Origin of the sequence: Teichococcus coralli (genome assembly GCF_009829925.1) — a bacterium.
GTDB classification, from domain to species: Bacteria; Pseudomonadota; Alphaproteobacteria; order Acetobacterales; family Acetobacteraceae; genus Pseudoroseomonas; species Pseudoroseomonas coralli.
In genome coordinates, this window is sequence record NZ_SNVJ01000016.1 from 25,659 (window position 1) to 40,959 (window position 15,301).

Annotated in this window: 16 protein-coding genes; 15 read left to right on the forward strand and 1 reads right to left on the reverse strand. The window is 72.4% G+C overall.

Annotated elements, in window-relative coordinates:
• Window positions 1-45: 45 nt before the first annotated feature.
• Both E0493_RS16440 and E0493_RS16445 read left to right on the forward strand, forming a co-directional pair.
• A complete protein-coding gene (locus E0493_RS16440; RefSeq protein ID WP_235913838.1) occupies window positions 46-630 on the forward strand; it encodes a DUF305 domain-containing protein in 585 nt (194 codons plus the stop codon).
• 5 nt (window positions 631-635) lie between these two features.
• Window positions 636-773 (forward strand): hypothetical protein, encoded by a 138-nt coding sequence (locus E0493_RS16445; protein ID WP_160938335.1) that lies wholly within the window; start codon window positions 636-638, stop codon window positions 771-773.
• A gap of 18 nt (window positions 774-791) precedes the next feature.
• Here the strand turns inward: E0493_RS16445 and E0493_RS16450 are convergent, their stop codons facing one another.
• Window positions 792-2,813 (reverse strand): 4Fe-4S dicluster domain-containing protein, encoded by a 2,022-nt coding sequence (locus E0493_RS16450; protein WP_160938336.1) that lies wholly within the window; start codon window positions 2,811-2,813, stop codon window positions 792-794.
• Between the two features lie 83 nt (window positions 2,814-2,896).
• Between E0493_RS16450 and E0493_RS16455 the strand changes: the two genes are divergently transcribed.
• The 13 genes from E0493_RS16455 (at window position 2,897) to E0493_RS16515 (ending at window position 15,296) form a co-directional block, all read left to right on the forward strand.
• Window positions 2,897-3,601 carry a biotin/lipoate--protein ligase family protein gene (locus E0493_RS16455; protein ID WP_160938337.1) on the forward strand — a complete coding sequence of 235 codons (705 nt, stop codon included), beginning with the start codon at window positions 2,897-2,899 and terminating at the stop codon, window positions 3,599-3,601.
• A complete protein-coding gene (locus E0493_RS16460; protein ID WP_160938338.1) occupies window positions 3,598-4,146 on the forward strand; it encodes a DUF6505 family protein in 549 nt (182 codons plus the stop codon). The genes E0493_RS16455 and E0493_RS16460 overlap by 4 nt, the downstream gene beginning before the upstream one ends.
• A 2-nt stretch (window positions 4,147-4,148) precedes the next feature.
• Window positions 4,149-5,171 (forward strand): DUF6352 family protein, encoded by a 1,023-nt coding sequence (locus E0493_RS16465; protein ID WP_160938339.1) that lies wholly within the window; start codon window positions 4,149-4,151, stop codon window positions 5,169-5,171.
• Window positions 5,172-5,253: 82 nt separating this feature from the next.
• Complete coding sequence (locus tag E0493_RS16470; protein ID WP_160938340.1) at window positions 5,254-5,766, forward strand: DUF3305 domain-containing protein; 513 nt, start codon at window positions 5,254-5,256, stop codon at window positions 5,764-5,766.
• Window positions 5,766-6,383 carry a DUF3306 domain-containing protein gene (locus E0493_RS16475; protein ID WP_160938341.1) on the forward strand — a complete coding sequence of 206 codons (618 nt, stop codon included), beginning with the start codon at window positions 5,766-5,768 and terminating at the stop codon, window positions 6,381-6,383. The genes E0493_RS16470 and E0493_RS16475 overlap by 1 nt, the downstream gene beginning before the upstream one ends.
• Window positions 6,384-6,527: 144 nt before the next feature.
• On the forward strand, window positions 6,528-7,148 hold the full coding sequence (locus E0493_RS16480) for a TorD/DmsD family molecular chaperone (RefSeq protein ID WP_160938342.1): 621 nt from the start codon (window positions 6,528-6,530) through the stop codon (window positions 7,146-7,148).
• A 28-nt stretch (window positions 7,149-7,176) separates the two neighbouring features.
• Complete coding sequence (locus E0493_RS16485) at window positions 7,177-7,389, forward strand: twin-arginine translocation signal domain-containing protein (protein WP_160938343.1); 213 nt, start codon at window positions 7,177-7,179, stop codon at window positions 7,387-7,389.
• 25 nt (window positions 7,390-7,414) lie between these two features.
• Window positions 7,415-10,312, forward strand: a complete 2,898-nt coding sequence (locus E0493_RS16490) for a formate dehydrogenase subunit alpha (RefSeq protein ID WP_160938344.1) — start codon at window positions 7,415-7,417, stop codon at window positions 10,310-10,312.
• Window positions 10,313-10,327: 15 nt separating this feature from the next.
• Window positions 10,328-10,924, forward strand: a complete 597-nt coding sequence (gene fdh3B / locus E0493_RS16495; protein ID WP_160938345.1) for a formate dehydrogenase FDH3 subunit beta — start codon at window positions 10,328-10,330, stop codon at window positions 10,922-10,924.
• Between the two features lie 941 nt (window positions 10,925-11,865).
• Complete coding sequence (locus E0493_RS23935; protein WP_367614530.1) at window positions 11,866-13,005, forward strand: formate dehydrogenase subunit gamma; 1,140 nt, start codon at window positions 11,866-11,868, stop codon at window positions 13,003-13,005.
• An 88-nt stretch (window positions 13,006-13,093) separates the two neighbouring features.
• Window positions 13,094-13,594, forward strand: a complete 501-nt coding sequence (gene mobB, locus E0493_RS16505) for a molybdopterin-guanine dinucleotide biosynthesis protein B (RefSeq protein WP_160938346.1) — start codon at window positions 13,094-13,096, stop codon at window positions 13,592-13,594.
• Complete coding sequence (locus tag E0493_RS16510; protein ID WP_160938347.1) at window positions 13,582-14,832, forward strand: molybdopterin molybdotransferase MoeA; 1,251 nt, start codon at window positions 13,582-13,584, stop codon at window positions 14,830-14,832. The genes mobB and E0493_RS16510 overlap by 13 nt, the downstream gene beginning before the upstream one ends.
• A gap of 131 nt (window positions 14,833-14,963) precedes the next feature.
• Window positions 14,964-15,296 carry an antibiotic biosynthesis monooxygenase family protein gene (locus E0493_RS16515; RefSeq protein ID WP_160938348.1) on the forward strand — a complete coding sequence of 111 codons (333 nt, stop codon included), beginning with the start codon at window positions 14,964-14,966 and terminating at the stop codon, window positions 15,294-15,296.
• Window positions 15,297-15,301 lie beyond the last annotated feature (5 nt).

Sequence of the window (15,301 nt, forward strand, 5' to 3'; positions counted from 1 at the left end):
CGGAGAGACAGCAGCGGAATGCAGCGGATGGCAAGCGTGAGGTTGATGGTGGCACTGGCGGCCGCCCTCCGGGCAGGAGCGGCTTGGGCGGACCATGCCGATGTGGGCCGCTACTACGACCCAGGGCGCGAGGACGACACGGCGCCGATCACCACCACCTGGTGGGACATCCTGCCCCGTGGCGAGGCCGCCTCCGCCATTGCCGCCGATCGCCACTACATCGAGGGCATGCGTCCGCACCATGCCGGGGCGCTGACGCTGGCGAAGACCTATCTGGCCGATCCGCAGGCGCAGAACCTGGTGTTGCGCCGCCTCGCCACCTCTATCCTGCGCAACCAGGCCTTCGAAATCATGCTGCTCGACACGGTTGGCGAGCAGATCCGCAAGCCGCCGGTGCCGTTCTTGGGCGGCCTCGTGCTTCGGCCGGTGGCGGTGGAGGGACTCGGCCAGAAGCTGCAGATCCTGCGAACGCCTGGCCCCAGCCTGCTGGCGCTGCTGAGCGGCGCCGCGCCCGCCACGAAGGTGGACCTGCGCTTTGCCAAGGAAATGCGCATCCACCACGTGGCGGCCGGAAAATGGCGCGGGACTACAATTCCGGCCCTGACTCCCGGAACAACTTCCTGCGGCTGATGAACGTGAACATCGTCACGGACCAGACGCAGGAAATCGCCATCATGGACCGGGTGCTGGCGGAGCATGCGCGGGAGGCGGCGGCCATCCCGGTGGACCCCGCCAGCATCCCCGGCATGGAGCATATGGCGGGCGGCCACTGAGAACCCGGGCGGGCGGGCCTATTCCCGCTCGCGCAGGTAGTCCTCGCTGGTCCTGGGGCGCGGCCGGGCGGGACCAGCATAGGGGTCGAGCTGCCCGCCCGTGGCAACGCCGACGCGGCAGTCCTCGCAGAGGTCGAGCAGCGCCAGCCGCGCCGGATCCTGGAACATCCAATGGCCGTTGGCGCGCAGCCGCGCCTTCACCCGTTCGATCGAGGCGCGGGTGCCGAAGGCCTTGGCGCAGCTCGGGCAGATGGCCGGCTCCTCCTGCTTCACCACGCGGCGCGCCGCCGCCTCGGGTGCCAGGTTCAGGCGCGGAACAAGGGCGATGACCTTCTCCGGGCAGGTGCTGGCGCAGAGGCCGCACTGCACGCAGGCCTCCTCCAGAAAGGAAAGCTCCGGCCGGTCGGGGTTCGCCGCGAAGGCGCCGGTCGGGCAGACCATGGTGCAGGCGAGGCAAAGGGTGCAGCCCTCCACCGCCACCCGAGCCTCGCCGAAGGGTGCGCCGACCGGCAGCGCAATGGCGTCGGCAGGGCTGCCGGCTGCGTCGCGCAGCGCGCCAAGCGCCGCCTTCAGGATCTCGCGCGGCGCGCCCATCGGCAGGAACTCGGCAGATTCGGCCGGAGCGGAGCGGGGGGCGGCCTCCAGCGCCTCGCGCAGGGTGAAGGGATCGTCGGTCTCGATGGCGCCGGGCGCATGCGGCATGCCGAGCCCGGCGAGCAGCGCCCCGGCATAGCCGAGGTTGCGCAGCACGCCCTCGGCGCCATGCGGGCGATGGGCCGGCAGCAGCACCTGGACGCTGCTGGCGCCCCAGGCGAAGGGCGCCACCAGCAGGGCGAGGTCGGCGGCGGTGGGCTCGTTCACCCGAACCGGCAGCACATGCGCCGGCAGGCCGGGACCCTGGCGGGCGAGCGCGTCGAGCATCGCATCGCCGGCCTCGCCATGCAGCAGCAGGGTTGGCGCCGCGCCACCCGCCGCGCGATAGGCCAACAGCAGGGTGCGGACACGGCGCAGCAGGGCGTCGGTGGGCGGCAGGGCGTATTGCGCCGCGCCGGTCGGGCAGACGGCGGCGCAGGCGCCGCAGCCGGCGCAGATCTCGGCGCTGATCGCCACGCTGTCCCGGTGGCCCTGGGCGCCGGGCGTGATGGCGCCGGTCGGGCAGAGGTCGAGGCAGCGGGTGCAGCCGGTGCGCTTGTTGCGCGCATGGGCGCAGAGCCCGGCCTCGAAACGGATGAAGCGCGGCTTGTCGAAGCTGCCGACCAGCTCCCCCGCCTGCGCGGCGAGACGGGCGACGGCTGCCGCATCATCCGGCGCCGCCCGCAGGTAGCCCTGCCGCACCTCGTGCGCGGGAAAGAGCGGCGGCTGGCCGGCAAGGTCGATGATCAGGTCGCACTGGCTGGTGGCGCCATCCCGCGACGCTCCCCAGCGATAGGCGGCGCGGGAGGAGGGGGCGGCGGCGGCGAAGCCGTCCACGGTGACGGCGAAGTGGCCGAGCCAGCCGGTGGCGTTGCGCGCGCGGCCGCGCAGCACAGGGTACTCGGCCTGCAGGCGGGGGGAGACCTCCTCCTCGCCGGTCAGCAGCACGGTGAGGTCGAGCTTCTCCTTCAGCTGCTCGGCCAGTTCCAGGGCCGCCGCGTCGCGTCCGAGGATCAGCGCGACGCCCTGACTCTCCAGCGACACCAGCGGCACGGGCGGCATCGGCACGGCCGCGGCAGCCAGCAGCGCGGCCATCTTCGGCCCGGCCTTGGAACCTTCATCGGACCAGCCCGCCTGCTCGCGGATGTTGACGAAGTCGAGCGCTCCGGCGTGCCCGGCGGCTTCCGCCTCCTGGCGGAACAGCGGCGCCTCCTGGGTGCAGCCGACGGTGATGTCGCCTTGCCCCAACGCCGCGAGGAAGCGGTCGAGCTGGCTGCGGCAGAGCTGCTCGGCGCTGCGCAGCCGGCCGCCGCAGCCGCGCGCCAGGGCCTTGTCGTCCAGCGCCATGCTGTCCTCGCAGCTGCAGGCGAAGACGGTGCGGGCGGGCTGGTTCGCGGAATCGGTCATGCAGTCTCCTGCCCGCTGTGCTGGCGCGGGCCGATGCGCATATATCGTCCCACCAACGCCATTTCCAAAGGAATGCCGCCCGGATGCGCGGAGGACTGCCCCCACTGCCCAGCCTGTTCGACCCGGTGCCGCTCGGCGCCGGCGAGGATGCGCAGGCGGGTGCCATGGCCCTGGCGCCGGAGCGCGGCGGCGGCACGCTGACCTGGCTGGCGACGTCCGATCGCGTCGAGGCCGCGCTGGTGCTGGAGCCCGAGGAGCCGCTGGCCGCCGCGCGCGCCGCCGTTCTGGCCGCCGCCTCCGCCTTCGCCGACGCGCTGGTGGTGCTCGGCCCGCCCGAGATCCCGGTGACGCTGCGCTGGCCCGCCCGCGTGGTGCTGAACGGCGCGGAGGTCGGGGAGGCGGTGCTGGGCGCCCCGCCCGGCCTGCCCGGCACGGCCGTGCCCGACTGGCTGGTGGTCGGCTTCCGCGCGCGCTGGCGGCATCCGCCCGGCTACCAGCCCGGCCTGGACCCGGGCCGCACCGTCCTGGCGGAGGAGGGCTTCCTGGAGGTGCCGCCGGAGGAACTGGTGGCCGGCTGGGCGCGGCACCTGATGGCCGGTTTCGCGGAGTGGCAGCGGCGCGGCTTTCCCGCCATGGCCGAGAAGGTGCTGGCGCGGCTGGAAGTGGAGGACTGGATGCAGGGCGCCCGGCGCGGGCTTGATCCGGCCAGCGGCGACCTGATCCTGCAAGGCGAGGGTCGCGAGACCCGGCATGGCCTCGCACAGGCCCTGGCGGAGGCGGCGGCATGACGCACCGGCTGCCGCGCACGCTGCGGCTCGACCCTTCCGACACGGTGATCTTCGCCCACCCCGCCGCGCCGGGCGAATGGGCGGTGCCCGGGGGCTTCGCCTTCTGGGACGAGGACCCCGCCGCGCTCACCGGCCAGCGGCGGCAGGAATTCCGCGCCGGCTTCCTGGGGCTCGGCAGCTTCGGCTTCGCCACGCTGGTGGAGGTGGCGGAGGCCAGCGCCGAGGAGCGCGCGGCGGCGGTGGCGGCGCTGGCGGCGCATATCCGCGCCCGCTACGGCGCGCCCGACGAGGCCGCCGCCCGCGCCGCCGCTGAGGAGGAGGTCGGCTTCGCGGAATCGCTCTGCGACCATCCGCCGGGCACGGTGCTGGCGATGGCGCGCAGCGTCGAGGCGGGCGCGGTGCGCGAGCGCTTCCGCACCCTGCGGCGGCGCCAGGGACCAGACCGAGACTATCCCGGCCTGCCGGTTTTTGGCCTGGTGGAGGTGGAGGGGGAGGGTGACGAAGCGCCCGAGCGCCCCGATCTGACGCAGATGGGGAAGGAATGATGATGCCGGATTTCTGGGTGGCCTCCGGCCATCAGCTCTGCGAGCGGGACGCCGCGGGCCGCCTGCTGGCGACGCCCGACCTTTGGCGCGCCTTTCTCGCCCGTCCCGAGCTGGTGCCGCCGGAGGAGGCCTGCGACGCCGAGCGCGCCCTTCACCTTAGCCTGCTGGAGGATCCGGTGCAGCCCGTGCCGCCCATGGCGCTGGCGGCGCTCACCGACCCCGATGCGCGGGAGAACTGGCAGGTCTTCTTGGCCTTCCGCGACCGCGTGACGGCGCAGCCGACGCTGGAGGCCGCCTGGCTCGCGCTTTATCGCGGCGGCGTCGGCGGGGTGCCGCCGCTGTTCCTGCAGATGCTGACGCAGCTTGTCGCCCGTGCCGCGCTGGAGGGGGTTGGGGACGCCTTCGCCCTGCGCGCCGCCGAGTGCCTGTTCCGTCCGCAGCGCGCCGCCATCCACCACGGCGCGCTGCTGCTGGCCGACGAGGAGGTGGTGGCGTTACGTGCGCAGGCGGCGGATCTCGGGCCGCTGGGCCGGCTGCTTTCCGAAGCGGGCGCGCCGGCGCGCGAGGTGGAGCTGGACGTGCTGGGCGAGGCGGATCCCGCCCCCTATGCCGCCCGTTCCGACGCGCATGACTTCGTGCTCGACATCGCCGAGGGGCGGCCGGGCCAGCATGGGATGGCGCGGGCGCTGGAGCGGTTCATCGGGCATGTGCTGGGAGAGGGGGTGACGATCCGCCCGGTGCCGGTGATCGAGGACGCCGCCTGGAGCTGGCATGTCGGGTTGGACGGCGAGGCAACGTCGATTGCCAACGATCTCTGGCATGGCACGTCGGTGGAGCAGGCAAGGCTGGCGCGCATTCTCTGGCTGGGCGTGCTGGAGTTCATGGATGGAACGCGGGTGCTGCCGCGCGTGGCGGGCCGGCCGGTCTATCTGGTGCTGGCGATGGATGCCGCGCAGCGGGTGCGGATGAAGCCGCAGAACCTGGCCACGGGCCTGCCGCTGATAGCCGCGGAGGCGGCGCTGTGAGGGCGCGGCGGAATTTCGGGATCCGGGGAGGCGGTTGCCTTTCCGGCGGGGGCGTGGGGGCGGCGCCCTCGCGGCGCGTGCCATGAAGCCCGCCGACACGCCGCAGACGGTGCGCATCGCGGTCGCCGTCATCGCCGAGCGCCGGCCTTCGGCGAGTCCCTGGGCCGAGTGGTCCTGGCGCGTGGTCGAGGTGCTCGCCGAGGCTCCGGAGGCGCCGCCCTGGACGCTGCTGCGGCAGGAGGCCGGGCGCGCCCTGTATCTCGCCGGCCATGCCGAGATCGCGCTGCACCCGACCGATACCGACAACTACCGCCAGAACCTGACGGCCGCCGAGCCGCGCCTCTGGGTGGTGTTGCGCGCCGCGCCGGGCGAGCCGGGCATGGCGCTGCACCTGGTGACGCTGGACCCTGGCGAGGCGCATCTCTATGCCGATGTCGGCAGCGACGTGCTGGAGAGCCTGCCGATGCCGGCGTTCCTGCGTGCCCCGCTGGAGGGCTTCGTGGCCCGCCATCACCGGGAGCGCGGCTTTCACAAGCGCCGCCGCGACCGCGCCGACCCGGAGGCGATGGCGCGGCATCGCCCGGAGGACGAGTGATGGGTGAAGGCGGCTTCCTTTCGCGCTGGTCGCGCCGCAAGCGTGGGCTTGAGCCCGTGGCGCCGGAGCCTGCCGCGCCGCCCGCCCTGGAGGCTGAAGCGCCGCCGGCCGAGCCTGAATTCGACCTCGCCAGCCTGCCGCCGGTGGAAAGCCTGGGACCGGGGAGCGACATCACGGTGTTTCTGCGGCCGCGGGTGCCGGTGCTGCTGCGGCAGGCGGCGCTGCGGCGGATGTGGTCGCTCGACCCTGCCATCCGCGATTTCACGGGGCCTGCGGAGTACGCGTGGGACTTCAACGCGCCGGACGGGGTGCCGGGCTTCGCGACGGAGCTGAGCGAGGAGGTGGGGCGGCGGCTGGCGCAGGCGCTCGGCGGGCTGCCGCCGCCGGGCGGGGAGGAGGCCGAGGCGCCGCCGCGGGAAGCGCCCGCTGCTCCTGCGGAGCCGGCGGAGGCCGCGATGGCGGAGGTGCCGCCTCCGCCGGAGTCCTCGCTGCGGCTCAGCGCGGCCGAGCCATCCGAGCCCGCGCTGCCCGAGCCTTCGGTTGAGGCGTCGGTCGGGGCGCCTGAGGAGGCCGCGCCGCCTCCCCGCAGGCGGCATGGTGGGGCGGTGCCAAGTTGAAAATGAGAATACTTCGCAAATTCTTGGATGCGTCCCGCTTGACTTGCCGCGGGGCGGCCCGCTGAGGCACTATGAAGTATTGGCCATCCTTGCATGCGGGGATGGCCGACCTCTAGGAAACGCCAGAGACAGGCTTTGCTGCAAATGAGCTCCACGGTCCCGCCGGCCGCTTCCGACGACCCGCAGGCCCTTGACCTGTTGGAGCTTGAGCGCGCGCGGCTGTTCGCGCTTCTGGGACGGTTGCTGGTGGCGGCGCCGGATGGCGCGCTGCTGGCCAGCCTGCGCGGCCTGCGGGGCGAGCCCGGCACGATGCTGGGCGCCGCCTATGAGGGGCTGGCCGAGGCGGCACGGCAGGCCACGCCCGCGCGGGCGGAGCGCGAGTTCCACGCGCTGTTCATCGGCGTCGGGCGCGGCGAGCTGCTGCCCTTCGCGTCCTACTACCTCACCGGCTTCCTGAACGAACGGCCGCTGGCCGAGCTGCGTTCCACCCTGGGCAGGCTCGGGGTGGAGCGCGCGCCGGGGGTGAGCGAGCCGGAGGACCACCTCGGCTTCCTGTGCGAAACCATGGCGGGGCTGATCGCCGGGGTGTTTCCCGCAACGCCCGACGCCGCGGCCGAGTTCTTCACCCGGCATGTCCAGCCCTGGGCGATGCGCTGCTTCGCCGACCTGGAGGCGGCGGAGGCGGCCCGCTTCTACCGGGCCGTCGGCGCGCTGGGCCGCGCCGCGCTGGAAATTGAGATCGCCGCCGCGGAACTGCCGCGGTGAGCATGACCACCACAAGAGGGAGGCAGCGATGAGCGACCGTGAGGATGCGAAGGTGGCGGAGCGGCGCGGCTTCCTGAAAACGCTGGGCCTGGCCGGCGGAGCCGCGGTGGCAGCCAAGCCGGCGCTCGCCATCCAGGAGCGCGCGCCCGAGCAGCGCAAGGAATCCGAGACGCAGAAGGTCGCCGCGCGCTACCGCGAGACCGAGCACGTCAAGGCCTACTACCGCACCAACCGTTACTGAGCACGCGACAGGGAAGGGACGCCCGATGCTGATCAAGCGCAGCGAGGGGAAGGCCGCCCGGCAGCGGCTCGCCTCTGCCTACCAGGGGCTCTCCGGCGGGGGGCTGGACCGGCGCGGCTTCCTGCGCCAGGCCGGGCTTGGCGGTGCCGGGCTGGCGGCTCTCGGCGGCCTCGGGCTGAGCACGGCGCGCAAGGCCGAGGCCGGGCCCACCGACTTCGGCAAGCCGATCAGGCGCGTCAAGAACGTCTGCACGCATTGCTCGGTCGGCTGCACCGTCATCGCCGAGGTGCAGAACGGCGTCTGGGTCGGGCAGGAGCCGGCCTGGGAAAGCCCGATCAACCGCGGCACGCATTGCGCCAAGGGCGCCTCGGTGCGGGAGCTGGTGCATGGCGACCGCCGCCTGAAGTATCCGCTGAAGCTGGTCGACGGCGCGTGGAAGCGCCTCTCCTGGGAGCAGGCGATCGACGAGATCGGCGACAAGCTGATGGAGGTGCGCCGGAAGTCCGGACCCGATGCGGTGTTCTGGCTGGGCAGCGCCAAGTTCAGCAACGAGGGCGCCTACCTCATGCGCAAGTTCGCGGCCTTCTGGGGCACCAACTCGGTGGACCACCAGGCGCGCATCTGCCACTCCACCACCGTCGCCGGCGTCGCCAATACCTGGGGGTATGGGGCGATGACCAACAGCTACAACGACATCCGCAACGCCCGCACCATGATCATCATGGGCGGCAACCCGGCGGAGGCGCACCCGATCTCGATTCAGCACGTGCTCTCGGGCAAGGAGCTGAACCGCGCCAACCTGATCGTCATCGATCCGCGCTTCACCCGCACCGCCGCCCACGCCACCGAATACGTCCGGCTGCGCCCGGGCACCGACATCCCGGTGATCTGGGGCATGCTCTGGCACATCTTCGAGAATGGCTGGGAGGACAAGGAGTTCATCGCCCAGCGGGTCTACGGCATGGACGACATCCGCAAGGAGGTCGCCAAGTGGAACCCGCAGGAGGTGGAGCGCGTCTCCGGCGTGCCGGGCGAGCAGCTCAAGAAGGTGGCGCAGATTTTCGCCACCCAGAAGCCCTCGACCCTGATCTGGTGCATGGGCGCGACGCAAAAGACGGTCGGCACCGCCAATGTCCGCGCCTATTCGATCCTGCTGCTGGCCACGGGCAATGTCGGCAAGCCCGGCACCGGCGCCAACATCTTCCGCGGCCACTGCAACGTGCAGGGCGCCACCGACTTCGGCCTCGATGTCACCTCTCTGCCCGCCTATTACGGGCTGGACGAGACCGCCTGGCGCCACTGGTGCCGCGTCTGGGACGTGCCCTACGAGGACATGCTCGCGCGCTTCGCCAGCAAGGACATGATGCAGACGCCGGGCATCCCGACCACGCGCTGGTTCGATGCCGTGCTGCTGCCGAAGGAGCAGGTGGCGCAGCAGGACAACATCAAGGCCATGGTGGTGGTCGGGCATGGCGGCAACACCGTCACCCGCATGCCGGACGCGGTGAAGGGCATGGAGGCGCTGGACCTGCTGGTCGTCGCCGACCCGCATCCCACCACCTTCGCCGCCCTCTCCAACCGCAAGAATGGCACCTATCTGCTGCCGATCTGCACGCAGTTCGAGGTGGACGGCAGCCGCACCGCCTCCAACCGCTCGATGCAGTGGGGCACCAAGGTCGTCGAGCCGATCTTCGAGAGCAAGAACGACTTCGAGCTGATGTACCTGCTGGCCCGCAAGCTCGGCTTCCACGAGCCGATGTTCAAGGGCATCGAGGTGAAGGACGGCACCAGGCCGACCGCGGAGGGAATCCTGCGGGAGATCAACCGCGGCTCGCTCTCGACGGGCTATTCCGGCCAGTCGCCTGAGCGGCTGAAGCTGCACATGGAGCGGCAGGCCGACTTCGATCTCGTCACCCTGCGCGGCCGCGAGGGCACGCCGGTGGCCGGCGAGTTCTACGGCCTGCCCTGGCCGTGCTGGGGCACGCCGGAGATGAAGCATCCCGGCACCCACATCCTCTACAACACCAACCTGCACGTGAAGCAGGGCGGTGGCACCTTCCGCGCCCGCTGGGGCGTGGAGCGCAACGGACAGACACTGCTGGCCGAGGGCTCTTATTCCCAGGGCTCTGAGCTGACCGACGGCTATCCGGAATTCACCGTGGCCGTGCTGAAGCGGCTCGGCTGGTACGACGAGCTGACCGAGGCGGAGAAGGCGACCATCGCCCGCGTCGGCGGGGAGAATGTGGACAAGGTCTCCTGGTCCACCGACCTGTCCTGCGGCATCATCCGCGTGGCGATGGAGCATGGCTGCCTGCCCTACGGCAACGGCAAGGCGCGCGCCAATGCCTGGAACCTGCCGGACGCCATCCCGCAGCACCGCGAGCCGGTCTATACCCCGCGCACCGACCTGATCGCCGAGTACCCGACGATCGAGGACCGCCGCGCCTTCCGCCTGCCGCTCATCAACCGGTCCGTGCAGGCGCGCTCCCACACGGTGGCGCGCGACTTCCCGATCATCCTCACCTCCGGCCGCCTGGTCGAGTACGAGGGCGGCGGCGAGGAGACGCGCTCCAACCCCTGGCTGGCCGAGCTGCAGCAGGACATGTTCGTCGAGGTCAACACGCAGGACGCGGCCGACCGCGGCATCCGCGAGGGGCAGTGGGTCTGGGTTTCCGGGCCGGAGAACAACGCCCGCGTGCGGGTGAAAGCCCTGGTGACCGACCGCGTCGGCCGGGGTGTCGCCTTCATGCCCTTCCACTTCAGCGGCTGGTTCCAGGGCGAGGACCGCCGGAAATACTACCCGCCGGGCACCGACCCGATCGTGCTCGGCGAGAGCGCCAACACCGTGACGACCTATGGTTACGACCCGGTGACGGCGATGCAGGAAACCAAGGTCACGCTCTGCCAGATCCGCGCGGCCTGAGGGGAGGAACAGCAGATGGCCCGCATGAAGTTCCTCTGTGACAGCGACCGTTGCATCGAGTGCAACGCCTGCGTCACCGCCTGCAAGAACGAGCACGAGGTGCCCTGGGGCATCAACCGCCGCCGCGTCGTCACGCTGAACGACGGCAAGCCCGGCGAGCGCTCGATCTCCATGGCCTGCATGCACTGCTCCGACGCGCCCTGCGCGGCGGTCTGCCCGGTCTCGTGCTTCTACACGACGGAAGACGCCATCGTGCTGCACGACAAGGACCTGTGCATCGGCTGCGGCTACTGCTTCTACGCCTGCCCCTTCGGCGCGCCGCAATACCCGCGCGTCGGCAACTTCGGCGGCCGCGGCAAGATGGACAAGTGCACCTACTGCGCCGGTGGCCCGCAGCAGGACAACACCATGGCGGAATACGTGCAGTACGGCGCCAACCGGATCGCCGAGGGCAAGCTGCCGCTCTGCGCCGAGATGTGCTCGACCAAGGCGCTGCTCGCCGGCGATGGCGAGATCATCGCCTCCATCTACAAGGAGCGGGTGCAGCGGCGCGGCTACGGCTCCGGCGCCTGGGGCTGGCGCACCGCCTATCGCGAGACGGTGGAGGTGTGATGCCGGTGCTTCGCAACAACCTCCTGGCGCTGGCCGCGGCAGTCCCGCTGCTGGTCGCCCCCGGGCTCGCCGCCGCCCAAGCGCCCGCAGGCCAGGCTCCCGCAGGCCAGGCTCCCGCAGGCCAGACTCCCGCAGGCCAGGCTCCCGCAGGCCAGGCTCCCGCAGGCCAGGCTCCCGCAGGCCAGGCTCCCGCAGGCCAGGCTCCCGCAGGCCAGGCTCCCGCAGGCCAGGCTCCCGCAGGCCAGGCTCCCGCAGGCCAGGCTCCCGCAGGCCAGGCTCCCGCAGGCCAGGCTCCCGCAGGCCAGGCTCCCGCAGGCCAGGCTCCCGCAGGCCAGGCTCCCGCAGGCCAGGCTCCCGCAGGCCAGGCTCCCGCAGGCCAGGCTCCCGCAGGCCAGGCTCCCGCAGGCCAGGCTCCCGCAGGCCAGGCTCCCGCAGGCCAGGCTCCCGCAGGCCAGGCTCCCGCAGGCCAGGCTCCCGCAGGCCAGGCTCCCGCAGGCCAGGCTCCCGCAGGCCAGGCTCCCGCAGGCCAGGCTCCCGCAGGCCAGGCTCCCGCAGGCCAGGCTCCCGCAGGCCAGGCTCCCGCAGGCCAGGCTCCCGCAGGCCAGGCTCCCGCAGGCCAGGCTCCCGCAGGCCAGGCTCCCGCAGGCCAGGCTCCCGCAGGCCAGGCTCCCGCAGGCCAGGCTCCCGCAGGCCAGGCTCCCGCAGGCCAGGCTCCCGCAGGCCAGGCTCCCGCAGGCCAGGCTCCCGCAGGCCAGGCTCCCACAGGCCAGGCTCCCACAGGCCAGGCTCCCACAGGCCAGGCTCCCACAGGCCAGGCTCCCGCTGCGGAAAGCCCGGCGCAGCCGCCCTCGGCGCAATCTCCCTCCGCCGAGCCGCAGGCGGGCGCCGCCGAGCGTGCCGCCAGCGACCCGCAGGTCAAGCAGGCGCTGCCGCCGGCCTCCGTGACGCAGCAGGAGCAGCAGAAGACCGACAGTGCCGGCCCGCCGCCCGGCGCGCCGGAAGTCCAGGGCCGCGTGCCGGAGGGCACCGCCGCCGGCACCAACGAGCAGAAGCAGGCGCCGACCACCACGGCGCCCGCCCAGCCCACCGGGACGCCTGCCCCGGCGATTCCCGCGCAGCCGCCGCAGCCCGTGCAGCCTGTCCCGGCGCCAGCGCCGATGGGCGACCGCGGCACGTTGCCGGCGGCGGAGCTGGAGTTGCAGAACGCGCTGAAGGGCGGCCGCATCGCGGGCCGCGTGTCCATCCCCGACGAGAAGGCCGCCACCCTGGTGCAGCCCGAGGGACGCGACTGGCGCGCCTTCCGCAACGACACGCTGCACTGGGTCGGCGCCATCGCGGTGCTCGGCATGCTGGCGCTGCTGGCGCTGTTCTTCCTGGTGCGCGGGCGCATCCGCATCCACAACGGCTGGTCCGGCCGCACCATGGTGCGCTTCAACTTCTTCGAGCGCATGAACCACTGGATGACGGCGAGCAGCTTCATCGTGCTGGCGCTCTCCGGGCTCAACCTGACCTTCGGCCGCTCGCTGATCCGCCCGCTGATCGGGCCGGAAGCCTTCACCGCCCTGGCCGACTGGGGCAAGATCGCGCACAACTTCCTGGCCTTCCCCTTCACGGTGGGCCTGCTGGTGATGCTGCTGATTTGGGCGAGGGACAACCTGCCCAACAAGCTGGACTGGGTCTGGCTGAAGAACGGCGGCGGCTTCATCGGCGGGGCGCATCCGCAGGCCGGGCGCTTCAACGCCGGGCAGAAGGGCATCTTCTGGATCACCGTGCTCGGCGGCGGCGTGGTGGCGGTCTCCGGCTTCCTGCTGATGTTCCCCTTCTTCCTGCTCGACATCGCCGGGCAGCAATGGGGCCACATGGTGCATGGCACCCTGTCCATGCTGCTGATCGCGGTCATGCTGGCGCATATCTATATCGGCTCGCTGGGGATGGAGGGCGGCTTCAGCGCCATGGGCAGCGGCCGGGTGGACTACAACTGGGCGCGCGAGCACCACGGCCTGTGGGTGGACGACGAACTGAAGCGCGCGCATGAGGCGGTGCAGCCGGAGGCCGCCGCGCGCCCCGCCGGGGCAGACTGACCGCTGCGCCCCGGGAGGCTGCACCTCCCGGGGCGCGCACCAAGGATTGCCCTTGCCGACAGGGCATGGGCCGCCGTAAGCCGGCGCCATGCGCCTGATCGGACTGGCCGGCTGGAGCGGCGCCGGCAAGACCACCCTCCTCGCCAAGCTCATCCCCTGCCTGACCGGGCGCGGCATCCGCGTCTCCACCATCAAGCACGCCCACCACCGCTTCGACGTGGACCAGCCGGGCAAGGACAGCCACGTCCACCGTCAGGCCGGCGCGGAGCAGGTTCTGGTCGCCTCGTCGCTGCGCTGGGCGCTGATCACCGAGTTGCGGGGCGCCCCGGAGCCCCGGCTGGAGGAACTGCTCGGCCATCTCTCCCCGGTGGACCTTGTGCTGGTGGAGGGCTTCAAGCGCGATGCCCATCCCAAGATCGAGGTGTTCCGCGTCGCCAACGAGAAGCCCTGGCTGCACCCGGAGGACCCGGCCATCCGCGCCGTCGCCAGCGACGCGCCGCCGCCGGGCGGGCTGCCGCGGGCCGGGCTGGACGATGTGGAGGCCGTGGCCGACCTCGCGCTGCGGTATGCCGTGCCATGGCGCAGCTGAGCGACGACTGCTTCGCCTTCGGCGGCACGCTGCTCTCGGTGGAGGCCGCGGCGGCGCTGATCACCGGGCGCGTGCCGCCGCTGCCGGGGCAGGAGCTGGCGCCGCTGGCCGCCGCGCGCGGCCGCGTGCTGGCGCAGGACCTGCATGCGCCGCATCCCCTGCCGCCCTTCTTCAACAGCGCGGTGGACGGCTACGCCTTCCGCCACGCGGACCTGCCGCCCGGCGGCGAGAGTTGTCTGGCGCTGGCCGGACGGCTGGCGGCGGGGCAGGCGGCCGGAGCGCCGCTGGCGCCGGGCACCGCCTGCCGCATCCTGACCGGGGCACCGATGCCGCCTGGCGCCGACACGGTGATGATGCAGGAGGACATCCGGCTGGAGGGCAGCGTGCTGCATCTGCCCGCCGGCCTGAAGCGCGGCGCCAATTGCCGCCCCGCCGGGGAGGACGTGCCGCAGGGTGCCCTTGCGCTGGCCGCCGGCACCCGGCTGAACCCGGCCCATGTCGGGCTGGCGGCGGCGCTGGGGCAGCCGGCGCTGGCGGTGCGGCGGCGCCCGCGCATCGGCGTGTTCAGCACCGGCGACGAGCTGGCGCCGCCCGGCGGCAGGCTCGGCCCGGCGCAAACCTTTGACAGCAATCGCTTCTCGCTGCTTGCCCTGCTGGCCGGGCTGCCCGTGGAGCCGGTGGATCTCGGCATCCTTCCTGACCGCGCCGAGGCCACCGCCGCCGCGCTACGCGAGGCCGCCACGGCGCACGACATGCTGCTGACCTCCGGCGGTGTCAGCGCCGGGGAGGAAGACCATGTGCGCGCCGCCATCGAGGGCCAGGGGCGCCTGGTCTTCTGGCGCCTGGCGCTGAAGCCGGGGCGGCCGGCGGCAATGGGCATTGTCCGGGGCACGCCGGTGCTGGGCCTGCCGGGAAACCCGGTGGCCGCCATCGTCACCTTCCTGCACCTGGCGCGACCGCTGGCGCTGCAGCTTTGCGGCGCCGCGCCGGAGCCGCTGCCGCGCTTCGTGGCGGAAGCCGCCTTCGCGCATCGCAAGAAGGCGGGCCGGCGGGAATATCTGCGCGTCACGCTGACGGCCGGGGGGGGCCTGCCGCTGGCGCGGAAGGACCCGCGGGAAGGTGCGGGGCTGCTCTCTTCCCTGACCGGCAGCGATGCCTTCGCCGAACTGCCGGAGGATTGCACCGCGATTGCGCCGGGCGAGAGGGTGGCGGTGCTGCCCTTCACGGCCATCTTCTGAAGCAGGCCGGGGAAATGAGTGCCCCCGAACACCCATCTTCTTTCTTCGCGCTTCCAAGCCAGCGGAAGCAAGCCAGGGGGCCTGGGAAGTTCCTGTCCCGGCCATCGCTTCACTTAAAGGAGGAATGCCCGATGTTCATCGCCATGAACCGGTTCCAGGTGGCCCTGGGTGCGGAGGCCGATTTCGAGACGGTCTGGACCAGCCGCGAATCGCACCTGCACAAGGTGCCGGGCTTCGTGGAGTTCCATCTGCTGCGCGGCCCGGCGCGAGAGGACCACGTGCTCTACGCGTCCCACACGATCTGGCGCGACAAGGCGGATTTCGAGGCCTGGACGCGGTCGGACGCCTTCCGCCTGGCGCATGCGGGCGCCAGGCCGAGCAAGCCGCTCTATCTCGGCCCGCCGCAGTTCGAGGGCTTCGAGGTCATCCAGACCGTGGGGCATCCGGAGAACGGGGGCGGCTGACGCCC